General features: G+C 64.1%; 10 protein-coding genes. 1 reads left to right on the top strand and 9 read right to left on the bottom strand.

The window, feature by feature from the left end; genetic code table 11:
• Window positions 1–25 precede the first annotated feature (25 nt).
• Window positions 26–3,700 carry a proline dehydrogenase family protein gene (locus Spa11_RS17710; RefSeq protein WP_145114679.1) on the top strand — a complete coding sequence of 1,225 codons (3,675 nt, stop codon included), beginning with the start codon at window positions 26–28 and terminating at the stop codon, window positions 3,698–3,700.
• 440 nt (window positions 3,701–4,140) lie between these two features.
• Here Spa11_RS17710 and Spa11_RS17705 read toward each other — a convergent pair whose 3' ends face one another.
• The 9 genes from Spa11_RS17705 to Spa11_RS17665 all read right to left on the bottom strand — a co-directional run bounded on the left by Spa11_RS17705 (window position 4,141) and on the right by Spa11_RS17665 (window position 19,678).
• Window positions 4,141–7,242: a TlpA family protein disulfide reductase gene (locus tag Spa11_RS17705; RefSeq protein ID WP_145114677.1), complete on the bottom strand. Its 3,102-nt coding sequence runs from the start codon at window positions 7,240–7,242 to the stop codon at window positions 4,141–4,143.
• A gap of 4 nt (window positions 7,243–7,246) precedes the next feature.
• Window positions 7,247–8,323, bottom strand: coding sequence for a prenyltransferase/squalene oxidase repeat-containing protein (locus Spa11_RS17700; RefSeq protein WP_315851335.1), 1,077 nt, complete (start codon window positions 8,321–8,323; stop codon window positions 7,247–7,249).
• Complete coding sequence (locus tag Spa11_RS17695; protein WP_145114675.1) at window positions 8,320–9,162, bottom strand: hypothetical protein; 843 nt, start codon at window positions 9,160–9,162, stop codon at window positions 8,320–8,322. The genes Spa11_RS17700 and Spa11_RS17695 overlap by 4 nt, the downstream gene beginning before the upstream one ends.
• 1 nt (window position 9,163) lies before the next feature.
• The gene (locus tag Spa11_RS17690; RefSeq protein ID WP_145114672.1) at window positions 9,164–10,066 is read right to left on the bottom strand and encodes a hypothetical protein; all 903 of its coding nucleotides are present in this window, start codon (window positions 10,064–10,066) and stop codon (window positions 9,164–9,166) included.
• On the bottom strand, window positions 10,066–13,320 hold the full coding sequence (locus Spa11_RS17685) for a hypothetical protein (RefSeq protein WP_145114670.1): 3,255 nt from the start codon (window positions 13,318–13,320) through the stop codon (window positions 10,066–10,068). The genes Spa11_RS17690 and Spa11_RS17685 overlap by 1 nt, the downstream gene beginning before the upstream one ends.
• 106 nt (window positions 13,321–13,426) lie before the next feature.
• Window positions 13,427–15,622, bottom strand: coding sequence for a hypothetical protein (locus Spa11_RS17680; protein ID WP_145114668.1), 2,196 nt, complete (start codon window positions 15,620–15,622; stop codon window positions 13,427–13,429).
• Window positions 15,619–17,685 carry a BatA domain-containing protein gene (locus tag Spa11_RS17675; RefSeq protein WP_145114666.1) on the bottom strand — a complete coding sequence of 689 codons (2,067 nt, stop codon included), beginning with the start codon at window positions 17,683–17,685 and terminating at the stop codon, window positions 15,619–15,621. The genes Spa11_RS17680 and Spa11_RS17675 overlap by 4 nt, the downstream gene beginning before the upstream one ends.
• Complete coding sequence (locus Spa11_RS17670) at window positions 17,682–18,560, bottom strand: DUF58 domain-containing protein (RefSeq protein WP_231933020.1); 879 nt, start codon at window positions 18,558–18,560, stop codon at window positions 17,682–17,684. The genes Spa11_RS17675 and Spa11_RS17670 overlap by 4 nt, the downstream gene beginning before the upstream one ends.
• Before the next feature lie 71 nt (window positions 18,561–18,631).
• Window positions 18,632–19,678, bottom strand: coding sequence for an AAA family ATPase (locus Spa11_RS17665; RefSeq protein ID WP_145114662.1), 1,047 nt, complete (start codon window positions 19,676–19,678; stop codon window positions 18,632–18,634).
• Window positions 19,679–19,989: the final 311 nt, after the last annotated feature.

Below are 19,989 nucleotides of genomic sequence, written 5' to 3'. Positions count from 1 at the left end.
TTCTGCCGGACGGTACCCGATCGATATGCCCCTTCAAGCGACTTCCCCTAGCTCAGGCCTGCCCGAGTTCCTCCAGCGTCTGCCGGTCGATCCCTCCTCGGCCCATACGCCCTCGACACAGCTGGCGCTCGCGCTAGCGAAACGCCTGCAACAGCGCGCCGCCGAGCTCCAGACGCCGCAAGAACGCCGCCAACAAGCGGAGCTCGACCGCATGCTGCAGAACCCCGGCGACAAAGCGACGCTCGTCGAGATGACCGACCAGGCGTTCCGCTCGCACACCGCGTCCAGGGCCGCCGACCAGTTGATTCACGTCCTCGACGTGCAGGGCGTGCCGCGCTTCTTCAGCCCCATCGAGCGCGGCATGCTCACCGGCTTCCAGACCTTCGGCGGCTACCTGCCGGGCGTCGCGATGCCGCTCGTCAAAGAGCAGATGCAGCGTGAGACCGCCAACGTCATCCTCCCCGCCGAGCCGGAGCACCTGCGCAAGCACCTCGACGCCCGTCGCCGAGAGGGGCTGCGGATGAACGTCAACCACCTCGGCGAATCGCTCCTGGGCGAAGCCGAGGCCGCGCGACGGATGCGTGGTTATCTGTCGATGCTTGAGCGGGACGAGATCGAGGTGATCAGCGTCAAGGCCTCGACGCTTTCTTCGCAGATCATGTCGGTCGCGCGAAAGCACACCGTTGGCCTGCTCGCCGACCGGCTCGAGAAGCTCTTCCGCGCCGCCAAGGCGGGCCGCTTCGTCCGCAGCGACGGCGCCGTGACGCCGAAGTTTGTCTACGTCGATATGGAAGAGTACCGCGACATGCGGCTCACGTTCGAGGCGTACACGATGGCGCTCGACCGCCCGGGGCTGGAGCAGGCGTCCACGGGCATCGTGCTGCAAGCCTACCTCCCCGACTCGTTCGCCGTGCAACAAGAGCTCAACGAATGGGCGCGGCGCCGCGTCGCGGAGGGCGGCGCGCCGATCACCCTGCGGATCGTCAAAGGCGCCAACATGGAGATGGAACGCGTCGAAGCGAGCCACCGCGGCTGGCGCCAGGCGCCGTTCACCAACAAGGCCGAGACCGACGCCAACTACCTGCGAATGCTGCACGAGGGATTGCGTCCGGAGAACATTACCGCCGTGCGGCTCGGCGTGGCGTCGCACAACCTCTTCACGGTGGCGCACGCCCTCGTCAAGGTCGCCGAAGCCGACGCTTTCGGTCACGTGCAGTTCGAGATGCTCGAAGGCATGGCGAACCACCAACGCCGCGCGCTCACGGAGATCGCCCCCGACATGCTCCTCTACGCGCCGGCCTGCCGGCACGAAGAGTTCTTGCATGCGATCGGTTACCTCGTCCGGCGCCTCGACGAGAACACCGGCCCGGATAACTTCTTGCGTCACGCCTTCAACATCCGGCCCGACAGCGACGACTGGCGGCGGCTAGAAGCGCAGTTTCTTGAGTCGCTCCAACTGGTGGATCAACTCGACGACAGTCCGCGCCGCACGCAAGACCGTCGCACGTCGCCAGCATCGACGATCGCGGCGCCGACGACGATCGACGAGTTCGTTAACGAGCCCGACACCGACTGGACACTGCCGCGCCACAGCGAGTGGGCCGAGTTGATCCTCGCCGAGTGGGCCCCACGTTGCGGCGAGCGCGCCGAAGCCGTCCCGCTCGTCATCGCGGGCGAAGAAATCAGCGGCCGGTCCACCAAGCCGTCGCACGACCCGTCGCGTCCAGACGTCCTCGTCGCTACCTTTCAGTTGGCGAGCGACGACGACATCGACCGCGCCGTCGCCTGCGCAACGGAAGACCCGAGCGGCTGGCGTCGGCGATCGCCCGAAGAACGGCGCGACGTGCTCGGCCGTGTCGCCGACTTGCTAGCCCAACGCCGCGGCGACCTCTTGGGCGTGATGCTCGCCGAAGGGGGCAAGCTGCTCACCGAAGGCGACCCCGAGGTCTCCGAGGCGATCGACTTCTGCCGCTTCTACGGCGCGTCGGCCGTCGATTGGGCGCGTACGCCGGGCCTGCGGGCTCAAGCGGCGGGTGTCGTTGCGGTCGTCTCGCCGTGGAACTTCCCGCTGGCGATCCCCTGCGGCGGCGTCGCGGCGGCTCTGGCGGCCGGCAACACGGTGATCCTCAAACCCGCCAGCCACACGGTGCTGACGGCGCACCACCTCTGCCGCGCGTTCTGGGACGCCGGCGTGCCGCGCGAGGCGTTGCAGTTCGCGCCGTGCTCCGGGAGCGGCCCCGGCGAGCGACTCGTGACGCACCCGGCCGTCGATCAAGTCATCCTCACCGGCGGCACCGAGACCGCCCGGCGGATGCTCGCCGCCCGCCACGACATGCGGCTCTCGGCCGAGACCGGCGGCAAGAACGCCACCATCATCACCGCCTTATGCGACCGCGAACTGGCGATCGCCCACGTGCTACACTCGGCGTTCAGTCATGCCGGGCAGAAGTGCTCGGCGACATCGCTGCTGATCCTCGAAGACGAGGTCTATCACGACCCGTCGTTCCGCGACACGCTGATCGATGCGGTGACGAGTCTGCAAGTCGGCAGCGCCTGGGAGTTGCCGACGCGCGTCGCGCCGCTGATCGATGCGCCCTCGGGAGATCTGCGACGCGGCCTCACCGAGCTCGAAGAAGGCGAAACGTGGGCCGTCGAGCCGCGAATGTCCCTCGACGGTAACCCATGCCTCGTTTCGCCCGGAGTGAAATGGGGCGTGCGGCCCGGATCGACGGCGCACACAACCGAGTTCTTCGGACCGCTCCTCGGCGTGATGCGCGCCCGCAACCTGAACGAAGCGATCGATCTTGTGAATGCGACCGGCTACGGCCTCACGTCGGGAATCGAAAGCCTCGACGACCGCGAACACGCCCTCTGGCGCGAACGCATCCGCGCCGGCAATCTCTACATCAACCGCCCGACCACCGGCGCGATCGTCTTGCGACAGCCGTTCGGCGGCCTCGGTTTCTCTTCGGTCGGGCCGGGCGTGAAGGCGGGCGGTCCCAACTACGTCGCCCCGTTGATGCGGCTCGAAGACGCGCCAAAGGGCGGCGACGCCGACATCTCTCCCGTCGATGACGCCGAGTTGTCGACGCTCGTCGAAGACCTCCTCGCCGCCGAAGTGATCCATGCCGAAGAAGCGACTTGGCTCCACGGCGCGGTGGCGAGCTACGCCGCGGCCGCCGACGAAGAGTTCCTCAGCGAACATGACCACTTCAACCTCGTCGGGCAAGACAACGTGCGGCGTTACTTGCCCTTGAACCAAGTCGTCGTCCGCCTCCATTCCGACGACACGCCTTGCGAGGTCGTCGCCCGCGTCGTCGCGGCGCGGACGCTCGGTTGCCGGACGGTCATCAGTTCGCCACCCGACCTGCCGACGCCGCTGGTGCGGCTCGTCGAGTCGCTCGACGTCGCAACCGACAGCTGGGGCGCCGACGTCGAGTTCCTCATGGAAGGAGACGGCGCCCTCGCCGCGAAGCTCGAACACCAAGGCGTGAGGTTACGCTACGCCGCGCCCGACCGGGCGCCCTCTTCGATCCGTCAACGGGCAGCCGAATCGCTGGCGTACCTCGCCGACGCCCCCGTCAGCGCTTGCGGCCGGCTTGAACTGCTGTGGTGCGTTGCGGAGCAGAGCATCTCGCACGACTACCACCGCTACGGCAACCTCGGCCGCAGAACAGCCGACCCCGGCGAGGAGGACTAACGCCACCGAAAAGAAGATAGATTAGAGCGTGCTTCACTTGGCCGTAGCGTTTCTAGCCTCGCTCTGATCCACGGAGCGACGTGGAAGTCTCGCGCACAGACGCAGAGTTGGATGCCTTCAAGACTCACGCAAAGGCGCTAAGCCGCAAAGAACGCGTTGCTGCGCGATCGTTTGCGATTTCTCAACGACTTTGTCTTTGCGCCTTGGCGGCTTGGCGTGAGTCTTCGCTGCCTACCCTCTACGTCTCCGCGTCTCTGTGCGAGACGCTACGGCAAAATAAAGTACGCTATAGCTCTTAAACTTAGGGTTTGTCAGAGCTTCTTAGAATTGACTTGCGCCGAAATACGCGCCATTCGCCCGATACATCGAAGCCGACGAAGCGACCAATACCGCTGCGCTTCTTCGTATCTTCCGAATTCGCCTCCAAGGCCTATCAGCGCTCAAGGGGCGTCCTCAGCTTCTGCCAGGGCGGCATCGATGGCGTTGCGGAGTTTCTCTTCAAAGTTCCCGCCGACGAAGACGTTCGCCACGTTTCCCTCGCGGTCGATCAGTACGGTCTGAGGGATGCCCGTCACCTGGTAGCGTTGGGCGGCGACGCCGTCACGGTCCAACGCGATAGTTGGCTCGATCTTCAATCGGAGCAACGCGGCGCGGATCTCCTCCGCGCTGTCCTGCAAGTTGACGGCGACGACATGAACGCCCTTGTCCGCGTAATCGTTGCCTATTTGCTGTAGCTTCGGCATCGCCTGCATGCAGGGGCCGCACCAACTGGCCCAGAAGTCGAGAATCAGGACGTCCCCCTTGTAGTCGACGACCTTGAACTCTTTCCTTTGCTTCCGGTCGCCTTGGTTGAAGAAGGGGAGCTGCAGCTCGGGCGCCTGTAGACCAACGAGTGGGAACCCTGCGGACACGTCTTCGGATTCGCCTTCGATGACGTCGCGAGGCTCGATGGCGTGACGCATCTTCCAACGCTGGTAGGACAGCTCGGCGGCCGCCTGCTCGATGCGGTCGCCGAACAGCAACACGTCGATATCCGCCAGCTTCACCACGCAAGCGGCGAGCACGTCGCTGGCGCCGACCAGCGCGGGGGCGGCGTCTTTGGAGGCTCCCGCTGGCTCCTCCTCGGACGGGGTCTCGAACGCTTGGAGGCGGAAGGTTAGACGCACGCCGTCGCGGCGCACCGCTTGGACCCGGAGCTGATCTGCCGCACCCAACTCTTCGGCCTTCTTGCTTGTTGGCTCGTCGTCTTCGTCCGGCGGCGGATCAAGCCAGATGATCCGTGCGATACGGGATCGGTCAAGCTGGGTTTCCTCGAGTCCAATCTCGACGTCCGCAGTCTTCTCCGTGAGCCTCAGCAACCGGCAACGGACGTAGTCGCCTCGTGTCGACACCAGCAAATGCGTCGGAGGATTCTGCGCTCGCATGCGGGGGAGCGTGAGCAGATGGTCCCTTCGATCCGAGGTCAGCCGGCCATCGACGCCGCGGATGACGAGTTCGATCGCTTTGATGTTTTCATGGGTTGCGAAGTCGGCGTTCGAGTAGGGAGAACTGAAGAAGACGCCTTGCTCGTCGATCCGGTCAATCTTGCAAGGGATCTTGTCGCCGAGCCGCAGGTACATCATCGCCGGTTGGGACGGCGTAGGGTGCGACTCTCTTGACGTTGACGTCGCCTGCTTTCTGGAAAAGATGGCGCCGATCGCTCCGAAGATGCCATTGTTCGGCTGCCGCCTCCTTGGCGTGAGCGTGGGGTCGTCGGGCTTGGACTCTTTGGGCAGCCGAAAGTCGATCCGGCCAGAGGCGTCGTTACGTAACGCCACGGCGTTGCGACTCCCCTGGGGTCGCCACAGCAGGCAAGAGCCGCCCGGCGAAGCCTCGGCGCCCGTGAGTTCGCCCGACGTCTGCAATCCTTCGACTTCGAGCCGAGGGACCGACCATTTCTGCTCGACCGGTTGAGGCTGGGCGAAGGTCCGGACGCTGCGGATCTCGCTGAGGGGAAGGTGGAGCGGCTGCTCGAGGCTCTCGGACGAAAGACTCAATTCTTGGTTTGCAACCCCTCTCGCAACGCCGGTGATCCTCAGACCTTCGTGTGAAACGACGGTGAGCAGATTGTCGGGGCGGGCCGGGGCCGCGCTTGGGCTTTGGGGCAAGGCAAAATAGATGTAAGCGATGTCGTCGAGGGCGACTTCGTTGGGCGTCTCCTCAGAGGTAGGCTCCTCCGAGTCAGGCTCCTCCGAGTCAGGCTCAGCAGCGGGCTGCGTTTGGTCACCTGTGAGCGTTTCGTCGGCCCCCTCTTCTTCCGTTTCCTCCGGTTGCTCTTCGGCGGGGCTCGCGTCGGCGTCGGGTTCGACATCTTTCTCGGCAGGCGCATGTCGTTCCGGAGGCTTGGCGAACAGCAGCTTCTTGTCATCCGGTTGGTAGCCGACAACTTCGCCGTAGACGATCTTTCCGTCGGTCAACGTGACGGAAGGCTGATCGGTGCGATCTGTGGTTGGCGACTCTCCGTTCCACTCGCTGACATAAAGCTTGTCAAGCTGGATGTCGCCCTCCCGGTTGGTGAGCAGCACGCCGCTCTCCAGCGGATTTTCGCCGCAATCCACGCTCAGTTCGGCGAGCTGTTCCTTGCGGAGTGAAGTGACTACCAGGCGGTTCTGGGGCTGGTCGAGATAGAGCAGGAGGCTGACGCGTCCGGCGCCCTTATCGAGTTTCCTGATGATGGTCAGGTTTGTCGCTTCGTCGGTTTCGCGCACGGCGACCAGGTAGTCGGAGACGGTTTCGAGTCGGAAGGCGTTCGTCGTTTCCGAGCTCTCTCGATTCGGCGCCTGGCGCACGCGGCCCCGCATCGGGAGTGCAAGCTTCTCCGCGAGATTGGCGAGTTCCTCGTCGGCGCCGACTTGCGAGCCGATTGCTTTTCCGCGGTATCGAGGAACGCCCAATTCGAGTGAGAAGTCCGCTTTGACTTTCCAGGAGACCTCGATCTCAATCAGCGCTTTCTCGGGGAGCGTCATTCCCCTGTAGGCGACGGCGTCGTGGCGGGAAGTTGACAGCGCGCCTTGCGAGTAACGCCACGCGTCCCCGTCGCCTGTTGTCCATTCAGACAACGGGTCGGGGCCCATGTAGACCCGGCCTCCGGCGCCGTCGGTCCGTGTGATGCTGCGGATGCTCGCTCGTGCGACCTTGATTGGCTCCTCGCCACGCCGGGGGCCGAGGTTAACGGCCAGGGTGACCCACTCCGGGTTCACGTCGACAAGATCGCCAACGAGCACGTCGCCGCTTGTCGTGTCGATGCGGTAGGCGCCGGGCTGAGCGGCCGCCTCGCGTGGCGGCGGGAATTGGGCGTAGGCGACGTTACCCCAGGGAAAGGCGTAAGGCTCGTTCGTGAAAGGGGGCTGCCAAGAGACTTCGTCGGCGGAAGCGTTGTCTCGCCACTCTCCAGAGAGTTGGCCGCCGTTGGTGAGGAACAGGCTTCCGGTCGGCGAGGTGGCGCTAATGGGTATCGCGATCCCCATCAGACCGAGCAGCAATAGAGAGTTGGTCCTTCGCACGCGATCACCGTTCGTAGATGGGAAGGAAGCGGTAATTGACCGCCAACGCCAGCAGGGAGAGCTGCGTGCTGGTCTCTGGGCCTAGTTGCCCGCTGAAGCTGCCGTCCTCCTGCTGGGAGTCTCGCAACCGCCGCACCAGCAGCTTGTTCCACTTCTCCCAGGCCTCGATGTCGCCCTGGAACAGGGCCTGCGCTTTGTAGTAATCGGTGTACTGCTGGTAATGCCCTGCCCCAGTCTGTTCGAGGTTTCGCGACAGATGTTTGAGGGTCGCCTCGTACTCTGGGAGGTCCTTCTGCCGAGAGATTGCATAGACAAGGGTGGCGATGGATATGCGAGCGATCGATTCGTCAAAGCCGCCCCCAAAACCACCCGAGTACCCGACCATCCCGTTCTCGCTGGTCATGTTCGCGAAATACTTGATCGCGCTGTCCACCGACTCGTCGGGGACCTCAATCCCCGCGTTCCGAGCGGCCAGCAAGCCCATCAACACCGCGCCGCTCACGGAGGTGTCTGCGTCGTTGCCGTTGGGTGAGTAACGCCAAGCGGAAGTAGGGTTGTTCTTTTGTGACGTGATCGACGCGCGCACCCCGAGCTCGAGGGCTTCGCCGATCGACCGTTGCCGGTCTCCTTCCCCCTGGGGCCAGAGGTCTCTGTCGTCGACGGCGCCGTAGGCCTCGGAAAGGGCGAGCGTCGCGAACCCGTGGTGGTACATGCTGTTGCCGAAGTACCCGGTGGAGGCGTCCTGCTGGCGGATCATGCTGCGCAGCGCCTTGCGGAGCTGCACGCTATAGACGCCGAAGTTGGGGTCCTCGCCCGAGGCGAGCATCGCCATCACCGCCATTCCGGTCGTGCCAGCCCCTTGGTAGCCGCCGTTCCCCCAGTCGCCGTCCTCGTTCTGAGAGCCCGCCAGGTACTGGAGGCCGCGGTCGTACATCTCGCGGATGTCGCGGGGCACGGCCTCCCCGTGCATCGTGACCGGGAGCTGTGCATAGCAAGGCCGGTCGCCCCATCCAAGGACGGTGAGCACCGCAAGGACCGAAGTGTAGGCGGCGCGGCGCCGCAAGATCGCTGGAACGATCATTCATCCTCCTCGGCATAAGGCTTGATTCCTTGGGATTCCAAGAAGCTCTTGTACCCCTTGCCCTTTTGGAAAGTGTCGTAAACCAAGTCGAGCAGGGGGCCGTCGACCGCTTTCTCGATCTTCTTTCGGGAAAGGAGACTCGATTGGTGCATGATGTAGTGCTGGTCGTTCGTGCCGAACACGTTTGGCGGCCAAGTGTTCTCGAGTAAAACAGCCACCAGCCGCTCCCGCTGAGTGGAACTCAGTGGCGCGACGTCGTCGAAAAGCATCACATACGCCTCGACGAGCGCCCGGTAGCGGTAGTCGCGGCGTTCTTTCTCCAACTCGCGAAGGCGGCTCCGTTGTTCCCCCTTGAGCATCTCTTGCGACGCCTTCACCAATGCCGAGTCCTCGCCGAACAGCCCAACCTGGGCGATCTGCTGGAGCGGCTGGATCAGCTGCCAGATGTCGTTGAAGTTGTTTTGGTCGGGCTTGGTCTTGATGTAGTAGGCCTTTACCTGCTTGTACTTCGCGAAGTAGCGGTTGATCTCTATTTCGCCTGCGAGGCGTAGCGTCAACCGTTGCTCTTCCGTCAGTTGGCAAACGTCGTTGACGTTGTCGATCGCCAGAGCCAACTTGGTCTCGAACTCCTTGCGCTGGCCCTGGATGTTAGACGCATGTTGGAAAACCCATTGGTCGAATTGCTCCGGAGGGATCATCCATCCTTGCTCTTGCTGCTGCGGGGCGTCCCCGAACTCGATCCAGCCGTCGTCTTCTCCCCAGGTAGGCGACGTCGCAAGGGCGGAGAGCAGCAGGGCCGCGCTGAGCGTTTGGCGGCGGAGGAGATGCTTTCGGGCCATGCTAGGACTCCTCCCCCGGCTGCTCCGCCACGGGTTCGGCGGCCTCATCACCGCTTTCGGTATCGTCCTGCACCACGAAGGGGGGGATGTTCAACTTGCCGTGCCCCAGGAAACCTTCGTTGTCGCCGAAGTGAATCGTGTTGCCGTGCGGGCTCTGACTCCAGAGCTGCATTTGCTTCTCGTTAAGATGGGGCGTCAGGGCCTTGCTCGGCAGGTTGGGAAGGTACGTTGCGCCGTACATCAGCCCACGCACCGAGTTCTCCCATTCGTCCTGCCAATTCTCCAGCAACGCCGCAAAGATCGCTTCACGCTGCTCTTGGTTGAGGTTGAGTTGGGTGTCCAGCGCGCTCACCAAGGTCCTAGCGGTCGCCCGGCGACGGAACTTCTCACGTTCGCGTAGGTCCTCCAAATAGAGCTTCGACTGTTCGGGAGAAAGATGATCTCTCACCGCCGCGTTCAAGGCGATTTGCACCGCGGTCCACGGGTTGCTACCGCGTGAACGTCCGACGTTGACGACGATATTGCCATTCTGTTGGTTCAATTTCAGCATCCGTTTGGCGTGGACTCGTAACGCCGCGTCGAGGGCGGCGTCGCCTGCTTCCAGAAGCTTCTCTTGTTGCTCGCGGCTGGGATGGCAGAGTTCCCGCAGCGTGTGGAGGCTGGCGTCGAGTTTGCCCTTGTAGGCCGGGCGATACTGCTGGATGAGGGCGTTGATTTGCGGGTTCTCGTCCTCTTCCTGGTCCTCGTTTGCGGGCTCAGCCTTCTTGGCGAGCAGCCTGTCGACGTCGATCCCGAGCACTTCCCGAATGATGGACTGCGCATCGGCAGCCGTCGCTCCGACAAACGTCGGAACGGACGCCATTGCGACGAAGAGACCCACTGCGGCGATTCGACGGTCATACATCACCGACTCCCTCCGGCGCCGTCTAGTCGGCTGAAGTACTCGTCGAGGCCGACGCGGAACTCTTCGGGCAGCACCCGGCCGGTCTCGCCGGTGACCTGGGTGACCTGGTGATCTTCTCGCACCTCGTTCTCGTTGACGCCCCTCCCAGCCAGCGCGATGGCGGGCGTTTCGGTGTCGCCGCCGCCACCGCCGCCGGGAGACGATCCGCCCCCGCCGCCCCCCTTCGGGTTGAGCTTCTTTGACTGCAGTAGAAGCTCGATCGCCTCGGTCTCGGCGGCGATCGCTCGGTCGCCCGTTTCCGGCTCGGCGAGGATGCCAGTCGCCTCGCCCATGACTTGAGAGACGGCCGCGAGCAGACTCAGCTCTTTGCCGAAGTGCTTCTCGGCGTCTTCGAGTTCGAGGATACGGTCGCTCAACTCGGCGACGCGCTCGTCCAGCGTGTTCTGTGACTTGCTCAGCCGATTGGCTTCCTCGACGTGCTGCTCGTATTCGACAGCCGATTCGGATTGCTCGGCGACCCGGGTCTCTTCGCGGAGCCCGACCTCCGCCTCGAGAATCCGCATCGCCTCCAACACGATTGACGGCGGCAAGCTCTCGGGCGACGCGCCGCCGGGGCATGAGCCCGAACAGGCAGGGTCGAACAGGTCGTCGGCCCAGCGGTCGAACGAGTCGGACCAGAACTCGCTCTGCGCGATCGCCAGGCCCTGCTTATCGGTGATGTCTACGCCGACGCGCCGAAGGCCTTGCAGGACCTGCATTTCGCGCATCTCGTCGAGCACCTGTTTGAAACGGACCATCCGGCGCCGTTCGTAGTACGAGTGGAGGTCGTCCATGATGTACGAGACGGCGACCCCGTTCTCGCCCTGCTGCTTGGCGGTCCCCCCGAGCGACTCCTGCGTCTCCTTGGAGAGGCTATTCTCGGATTTACCAAACGAGTCGGGGAGGTGAGTCCCCAGGCCCTCGGCGATCTGGTACTGCACACGCGACGCCGCCTTCAGCCGCTTGATCAGGGTGCTCCCCTCAAGGTTGGCGAGGACCTCGTTCAACTCGTCGGCGATCTTGCCGAACTCTTCCAGCAGGTCGCGTTGCTCGGTGACGGCCTGCTCCAATATCTGGCCTGCGGGGTTGTCGCCTCCACCCTTCTTCGCGGCGCCGACGACGGTCGTCACCGGCAGCGTCAGCTTGCCCGCGGAAGGCTTCTTCTTGGGCTGCTCGCCATCGTCGCCGCCCTCGTCGGGGCGGCGCTGGCTCGATTCGCCGTCGGCGATTGTTGGCACAGCCGGTTTGGGCTTGCCGCTAGGGTCCATGGCCGCCGGCTTGCCGGGCCGCGGGTCGCGGTTCTGGCCCGCCTGCGGCGCCGAGGGCTGTTGGCTTTGGGCGACATTGGGGGCGTCGGAGAACTCTGTAAGGAGGTCGGCTACCGAGGGCATGCGGTTGGCGGAAATCTCATCGAGCACCTTGAGCATACTGGCCCAGCGGTCGATGTGCCCCACGCCGATTTCCGAGTTTCGCGCGGCCTCACGCAGCAGATCGCCTCCCGCCGCGGTCAGTCGGCGGAGCTGACGCCCGTTCGACCGTTCGGCGGCGGCTTGTTTCTCGATACGCTGCCGAGTTTCCGCCAGGTCGAGTTGCTCGTTGGAAAGCTCGCGGATTGTGTGGTTCTCCTCGTACAGCTGCATCTCCCGGTCACGGACTTCGAGCGCCTGACGATGCCACTTGCTGAGCTCTTCGGTGATCCAGATTGCGTGCTGGTCGGGTGTCAGCACATAGAGCACATGCGGCGCTGAGTAGACGCGGCCCCTTTCGGGGAAGTAATCCTCAACGAAGACACGCACCTCAAGCGGCTGCGCTGAGACGCCCAGGGAGTTAGCGGAGAACACGCCCTTGGCGTCTAGCGTCTCGGAGTACGGGTCACCGGCCGCCAACATCTGCTCGTCGTTGACAGGGGGGCCGTACGCGAACGGCAGGCTACGCCACTCGAACCCGATTCGCTGGACGCCGTAGTCGTCGCGCGCCCGCACAGAGAACTGGATCACCTCCGAGTCGAGGACCACCTTTTGCGAAGGGAGGTTTTCTACGACCAGCGTGGGTGGCTCGTCGTCCATGGCGAGAATCGAAAGCTTCAGAGGGTCGGCGCCCGACAGCCCCAGCGTGTCTTGCCAAGCGAGTTCTTTCTGCGTTGAGTCGTCGACGAGCGTCTCGGGGATCTGGAACGATTCACCCCGCGGTGTCGCGTCGGCGCCATCGACTGTCGCCGATTTAAGAGGTCGGCTAGCGGTCGCCTCGATCACGGCGCGGCTCCCCTTTACGACCGCGACGGCTCCCCCGCGGACCTCTTTCTCAACGGTCTCGACGCGGCCTAAATACTCTGGCAGGCGCACCCGCGCAGAGAGACTCACGAGTTCGGACCGAACCGTCGGCAAGACCTGCACCTGGCGCGTTGCGTCACCTACCTTTATCTGCAGGCGGTCCTCGCCGATCTGGGCGGGGAGGGCGAACTTATACTGGTCGCCTTCCAGTGTTGCCTGGACGGGCCGCTGGCGGCCGATTCGGGCTTCGGCGTCGTCCGGGCGCCACTCGGACATCGCAGCGAGTCGGACGTCGAAGTCGAAAGGCTCGCCGTGAGCGACAACCAACTTCTTGGGGATCGGCTCAACAGCCGTGAAGGTGTATCGCTCGGTCGAACCCCAAGGGCGCAGAAACCTGGACCACGCGTTTTGCGCCGCGGCGGGAAAAACGATGCCGAGCCCCACCGCTAGACCAAGGAACGACGCCGCGAGCCCCCCCCACAACGGTCGACGTGAAGCGGGCGCCGCCGGGGCAAGATCGCTCCGCGCGGCGTCGTTCGCCGCCTGCTCGATCGCCGCCTGTACGAGCCTGCGGGAGCGTGTCTGTTCCGATTGGTTCTCCGCGAGCTCGATGACGCCCAGCAACTGATCGCCGAGCCGCGGCATGCGCTGAGCGACCAGTCGGGCCAGTTGCGAAGGCGTCCGGCGGCGCCACACCCAGCGGTGCAGGAACCATGGGAAGACGGCGCACCCCAACATGGCGGCGACGAGCGCGAGGGTCCGCACGGGCCTTGGGGTGTCGAACAACCGGTCGAGTACGAACACCGTCGCGTAGGCGATACCGATGCTGAACAGACAGATCGCGACAGCCTCGGTGACCTTGATCGCCCAAACCCGACGTCGGTAGCCGCGCAGCTGTACCCTTAGCGACTCCGGCACATGCAGCTTGCTATCGTCCGTGGTCATTATGGCGTCCTTCGAGAATGAACGGGTACTCTTTTCTTGGCCGATCGCATCCGCGTAGCCTTCGGAGGTTGTATTCGCCTGCTATGTGAGAGGGCGCCCGAGCGCCTCACAACAATCCGACCGCCTTTCTCAGAACCCAAAAGACGCCAAGCATCGTGACCATGCCCGTGGCGACCAGCGGGCTGCTCCAAAGCTGGAGCCGGCGCAGGGTCGGCGGCGGTTCGGCCAGCGACGACAGCTGGCGGATCGCTTCGTCGGCACGGTCGATCGTAATCGTATTGCCGCGACTTACGCGGGCGATTTCGTCGAGAACCTCAACCCGGGCGGGCTGCCCGGTTTTTTCCGATAGCTCGCCCTGGACGTAGAAGGAGGTCTCCAGCAGAGCCCCGGTCTGCTTCACCGAGAGGGTCACCGCATGCTTGCCGGGTTCGTTGCTGGTGAAACGCCCCGAGAAGGCGCCCCACTCTTGGCCGGCCGATTGGAAGCGTACGGTCTGGGCCTTCCCAGAAGGCGCAGTGATGCGGGCGACGACCTCCCCCTCCGCTAGGGGTTCCCCCGAGTTGTCCATCACGTTGGCGTTGATCGTCAGCGTCTGGTTGAGCTGGGGCTGGTCGGGCGCGTAGTACAGACGCATCGACTCGCCACGAGCCATGTTGCGCTGGTATGCCATCCAACGCACCACCTGCCCCCAGAACCGGTAGTGGTACTTGTCCTCGACACCCTTCCGCCAACGCCAGGCGCCGTCGGTCCCCATGAACAGGACCTTCCCCGCTCCGAAAGTCCGGGTGGCCAGCATCGGCAGTCGGCCGTATTGATTCGAGGCCGACTCGTGGACGCAAAGCACCTCGCTGCCGGCGCGAGCTTTGAGCACCGGGGCGTACCACTGGAAGCCGGGTAGGTTTACCCAGACCTCAACGTTTTCGTCGCGGGTGTCGGCCAGCTTCGTGAGCAGGCTTCGTCGGCCGGCCTCGGTCAGCTCGAAGTGACTGGGCGTTCGCGACCCCCAGCCCTCGGGCTGACTCGGATCGAGCTGCACCGGGTAGAGGATCGCCAGCTCCGTGTCGAGAAGGCTGATCTGCCGTCCCTGCCAGCCGGGCATCAGCACCAATCCGGACGCCTGATGCTCGACGAGCCCCTTCAACAGCCGGCACTGCTCGGCCGTCAGTTGTTCGGCTGAGCAGCCCACGTCGCCGAGGAAGACCACGTCGTAGGTAGAGAGCTGGTCGAGTCCTTCGGGGAAGTCTTTGATGTAGTCCGCGTTGCCGCCGCCGGGTTTTGACAGCCCCGGTTGGAACAGCAGGCATGACACCTGCACACCGGGGTCGCGGGAGAGCGCGTTTCGCAGGTAGCGGTACTCCCAGCGAGGGTAAGACTCGACAACCAGCACTCGCAGTTTTTCTTCGCGGACGGCGATCGGAACCGATCGCTCGTTGTTCGTAAGGATCAGTTCCTCGGCGTGCGTCGGGATGCTGACCGTCAGGGTGTAGTCGCCAGTCTGCGCTGGTATCCAGATGAAGGAGTTGGTCGAACGGCTCATCGCCTCGACGCGGACCTGCTTTTCGATGGTCTCTCCCGAGGAGGTCTTGAGCTGCGCCGTCGCCGCGAAGTCTCTCGGCAGCGAGCTGTCGATCGTTATTGGGACCTGCAGCGGCTTGCCGGCCACTCCGAAGGTGGGGGCGTCAACGCTCACCAACTCGACGTCGGGCAAACGAGTCGGACTTCCGACCGGGATTGCGAAGACCGGGATGTCGCGCAGACGCAAACGTGTCGCGGCGTCGACGGGCGGCTTGCCCGCGTTCCAGTCCCCGTCCGAGGCCAGCACCACGGCCCTCAGTTGGCTGTGCTGGGAGAGGGCGTCTGCTAGAGGGGAGTGCAGGTCGCTTGCGGATTCGCCTTCGGCCGAGGAGAAGGGGGTCAACACCACCTCGTACCGTTCGGCGAGCGAATCCCAATACTCAGGCTCGGTTAGCGGCAAGACCCCGTCGCTGCGTTTCACGGGGCCGTTGGGCAGGTCGGCCGAGATCACGTCGCGGGTCTGCATGCTGACGGAGTCGTCCCACAGCACCACCACGACCGGCTTGTCTTTCGGCCGGAACTCCTCAATCCACTCTGGCTGATTGAAGAGCAACGCCGCCAACGCCACGACGCCGAGTCGCAAGAGTTCGAGCAGCACCATGGAACGGCGCCACCCGCTGCGCCGGCACGTGATGAGGCTGAACGTCAGCGTGGCAATCACCGACAGCACCGACAGGGCGATAATGAATGGCCCGGTCTGGAAGATCAGGGTGTTGGTGGAGTTCATGCGACCTCCTCTAACGCCCGAGGCGGCGCGCCCCGCGGGCTGCCGACTCTCGGGGCGAACGCCTGGACCTGCTGCGGAACCCGCGGCAGGCTGATGCCGGCTTCTAATGCCATGGCGAGCATCATGGCGCCCAAGAAGATCCGCCAGACCTCTTGCACCAGGGTCGAGTCAGCGCCAGGGCTTGTATCGACCTGATCGAAGTCGAGGCCAGTGAACAGCTGCTGTACCTGTTCGCTCGGCGCCTGCAAGGTTTGGTCCTCCGCGACCGGCCGGTTGATCGCTAATAGCTTCTCGCCGCTGCTGTACACGCCCTGGCGGTAGGCATACGAGGTGGACAAGGCCTCTTCGTCATGGGGAGAAGGGTCCCCGGCACGGCGAAGCCAAGGCTCGCCCGTTGCTGGCAGCGGCGTGCCGGCCGACTGGCTGCGGGCGTCACCCAGAACGGCGAGCCCGGCTTCGATCGCCCGTTGCATGGCGACGTAGAGCACCACCCCGTCGGCGGCGAGAGTCGAGTCGCTAGGGGATACGGTCGTCGCAAGGAAGTAAACCCCACCGGCGTTGGTTGGGACACGGGCGAGCAGCGGCTTGCCCTCCGGCAGGCTCGCCAATGTGTTGAACTCACCCGCCAACGAGCAACTTCGACTCACTTCCCATCGGCCCACCGGCAGCGAAGCGCCGCTAGCGGTGTTCGCCAGCAGGTCCTGGTCGCCGCGCCAATTGTCTGGAGTAGCCGGTCGCGCTAGCGGTTGCCAAGCTTCCCAACCAACCCCTAAGAACTGCCGACTGGTCGGTTCCTTGGAGGGGAAGAACATGACCTGCCCGCCACGGTCAACGTAAGCCCTCAAGGCGTCGGCGGTTTTGCCGGTGGGGATGTCGGATGTCCACAGCACCAGAGCCAGCTCTTCCCAAGCCAGTGTCTGCAGCGCGTCGGGCGCGAAGGCATCCGACGGGCACGCCGCCGCGTCGGGCGCGATCGACGCCGCTAGGCTCAGAGGGCGGACCGTGTCGGCGTTGTCGGCGATCACCACGGTCCGTCGCGGCGCTGGCTTGTCGAATACGAAATAGGCGTTGTCGTCCGCCGGGTTGATGTCGGCCGGCAGGCTCACGCGGCCCCAACCACGAACTGCGCCTCCCGCCAGTGGGATGCGTTGGTCTTTGAGCTCAAAACGGACCCCCGACAGCTCGACACGCATCTGCGTCCGCGCGCCGTCGACCTCGAATTGAATCGGCAGACTGATTTTCTGGAGGTCGTCGGGGCCTTCAGCGTCACGCGTCACCAGGACCGACACGAGCAACTCCGCGTCGCTCCCAACCTCGACCCGTCGGGCTTCGGTCACGCGGACCGACAAGTTGGGAGGGGAGTTGGGGTTGGCGGCGTTATCGCCGTAGTTAAGCAGATGAAACCGGACCTCTTGAGGGAACTCCAGCAGCGCCTCACGCAGCGACGTCCAACGGCCGCTGTCACTCTGCCAGTCGCTCTCACGGAGGTCCGAAGCGATCCACACCTCGGTGTGGCCCGGGTTGTTGGCCTTGATGTAGTCGTATAGCGACTGCATCATCGCGGGCAGGTCGGCCGAGGCGCTGACGCCGGTCGCGTGGGGCGACTCGAGCAAGTCGGTTGACGCTTCTAGTTCGAGAGGCGTTTCCGAGGCGCTGTCGATCAGCACCCAGCGGTTGGAGCTTAGCGTCGAAAGGACGTCGGCCAGGTGCCGACGGGCCGTGTCAAGCTTCGAGACTCCGGCCTCCTGCCTCTGCATGCTGGGCGAACAATCCAGCAAGACCACGGTAGTGTCGGTCTTGCTGCCAGCCGCCAGACCAAGCCAACCGCTGGCCAGAGGGCGGCTGATCGCGAAGAGCAGCCCCGCGATCGCCAGCACACGCATCGCCAGGATCAGCCACTGGCGGACCCGAGCAAAGCCGCGAGACATCTGGTTAGCCGCCAGCAAGAACTGCATGGCGCCCCACTCGACGGTCCGGTAGCGTCGCTGGTTGATCAGGTGAATGAGGATCGGCAGCCCGGCGATCGGCAACGCCCAGAGCAGCCATGGCTGGAGGAAACTCATCGGACTCCGACCCTCTGAGTGCGTCCCACGAGGAACCGCATCAGCGCCTTGTCGTAAGGCTCGTCGACCTGCACAGCGTGGTAGTCGACGCCCGTCTCCAGGACGGCTTGTTTGATCGCCGTCAGGTAAGACTGGAGCGCTTTGTGGTACAGGCTAGCGATCTCGGTCGGCTCGGCGAGGATGCTCGTTCCCCCTTCCAGATCGACGAACCGCATCGGGCGTTTGAAATCAAACTCCAACTCCTGCTGGTCTAGCAGGTGGAATGCCGCCAGGTCGTGGTTCCGGAATCGGAAGTGCTCGAAGCACTCTCGCAGCTCGTCTGGCTGTACGAAAAAGTCCGAGACGATCACCACGAGCGCGCGCTGCCGAATCGTTTCGGCCAGTTCGTGCAGGACCGGCACAAGTCGGGTCCCCCCGGCCGGCTTCGCCTTCTCAAGCGTGTCGAAGACGTGCCGGAGGTGAGCGGGGTTCCGGCGTGCAGGGATGCTGGTGACGACCGTGTCCGAAACGCACGTCAGCCCGACGGCGTCGCCCTGCTGCACCGCCAGGTAACCGAGTGCGCCGGCTAAGCGGCGTGCGTAGTCGATCTTCGAGAGGCCCCCCTCGTAGCCCGAGCCGAAACGCATCGAACCACTGGTGTCCACGACGAAACAGCACCGCAGATTCGTGTCGGCCTCGAACTCCTTGACGTACTGCCGGCCCGTCCTCGCCAGCGCCCGCCAGTGCAATCGACGCAGGTCATCGCCGGGGACGTACTTCCGGTACTCGGCAAACTCAACGCTGGATCCCCGGTGGGGGCTGCGGTGCTTGCCCGAGACGTTTCCATGCATTGGGCGACGCGCGAACAGCGGCACGCTCGCAAGGCGAGCAAGCACCTCAGGTTCCAGGAACGATCGCGATGAATCATCGACAGCCATGAAACACAGGAGCCCTCCGCGTTGAGACTTTAACGATCGCTGTCGGCCTCTTCAACGAGCCGTCGTACGACCCCCTTCGCGTCGATCCCCTCTGCCTGGGCGGCGAACGTGGTGATGATGCGATGGGTGAGGACGGGATCCGTGACGGCTTCAAGGTCCTCCAGCCGCACCATATAACTCCCATGTAGCGCGGCCCGCGCTTTGGCGCCGAGGATCAGGTTCTGCACCGCCCGCGGTCCCGCGCCCCATGCCACCAACGGCCGCAGCCAGTCGGGGGCGTCGGCGTGGTTCGGCCGTGTTTTGCGGACCAGCCGCGCCGCGTAGGCGTAGATGTGGTCCGGCGTGGGAATCCGGCGAACGAGGTTTTGATGCCGGATGATCTCGTCGGCGTCCATCAACGGGTCGAGCGTTGGCAGCGGGTCGCCCGTCGTGCTGCGTGCGATCTCGATCTCTTCCTGCTCGGTCGTCGGGTAGTCCAGTTCAATCAGGAACATAAAGCGGTCGAGTTGCGCCTCGGGGAGCGGGTAGGTCCCCTCTTGCTCGACCGGGTTTTGCGTCGCGAGGACCAAGAACGGCGGGTCGAGCGGGAACGTATGGCCAACGGCGGTGACCCGACTCTCCTGCATCGCTTCGAGCATCGCCGCCTGCGTTTTCGGCGGGGCGCGGTTGATCTCGTCCGCCAGCACGACGTTTGCAAACACCGGCCCGTGGACGAACTCGAACGCCCGACGTCCGTCGCCGACGTCCTGCAGGATGTCGGTGCCGGTAATGTCCATCGGCATCAGGTCAGGCGTGAACTGGATGCGGCTGAAGCGGAGCGACATCGTCTCCGCCAGCTTGCTCACCAGGAGCGTCTTCGCCAGCCCGGGAACGCCCATGAGAAGTGAGTGGCCACGTGCGAAGAGGCAGATCGACAGCAATTCGATGACCTGCTGCTGACCGACAATCACGCGTCCCAGTTCGTCGCACAGACGGGAATAAGCGGCCCGAAGATGATCGACTGCCTGTACGTCGTCGTCACTAAGCGACTGGGGCGCCGAATCCGTCAACGAGTAATCATCAGACGTCTTAATCATAGGCTTGCGTCTCAAACCCCGAGGTCTAAGCGAGGAAGGCTGGCGCCACAGGCATGTCCCTACCGCGTCGGTTCGATAGGGGGCTCGTTGAAGTCGGGTGACTGTAGAAAGGCGTTGGCAAGCTCCGGTGAATTAGTCGCTTATTGTACGCAGTTTCAAATGGACGGCGTCAACAAAAAAGGAAGTTCTATTCCCTTGTTCATGCCCGGTAAGCGAACGATAGCCATCTCATCCCAGGGATATGATTGGCGTCGCAGTAGGCCTTTCGCACTAATTTGAAAAATCTTGGCCATTTTCGAGTGGCGGAACTC

Origin of the sequence: Botrimarina mediterranea, assembly GCF_007753265.1 — a bacterium.
Lineage (GTDB): Bacteria > Planctomycetota > Planctomycetia > Pirellulales > Lacipirellulaceae > Botrimarina > Botrimarina mediterranea.
This window is presented reverse-complemented; position numbering and strand designations above follow the sequence as displayed.

Coding starts and splice junctions, on each gene's coding strand:
- Spa11_RS17695 (WP_145114675.1), bottom strand. CDS start 9,162: ATGGCCCGAAAGCATCTCCTCCGCCGCCAAACGCTCAGCGCGGCCCTG.
- Spa11_RS17690 (WP_145114672.1), bottom strand. CDS start 10,066: ATGTATGACCGTCGAATCGCCGCAGTGGGTCTCTTCGTCGCAATGGCG.
- Spa11_RS17675 (WP_145114666.1), bottom strand. CDS start 17,685: ATGAGTTTCCTCCAGCCATGGCTGCTCTGGGCGTTGCCGATCGCCGGG.
- Spa11_RS17700 (WP_315851335.1), bottom strand. CDS start 8,323: ATGATCGTTCCAGCGATCTTGCGGCGCCGCGCCGCCTACACTTCGGTC.
- Spa11_RS17685 (WP_145114670.1), bottom strand. CDS start 13,320: ATGACCACGGACGATAGCAAGCTGCATGTGCCGGAGTCGCTAAGGGTA.
- Spa11_RS17710 (WP_145114679.1), top strand. CDS start 26: ATGCCCCTTCAAGCGACTTCCCCTAGCTCAGGCCTGCCCGAGTTCCTC.
- Spa11_RS17665 (WP_145114662.1), bottom strand. CDS start 19,678: ATGATTAAGACGTCTGATGATTACTCGTTGACGGATTCGGCGCCCCAG.
- Spa11_RS17680 (WP_145114668.1), bottom strand. CDS start 15,622: ATGAACTCCACCAACACCCTGATCTTCCAGACCGGGCCATTCATTATC.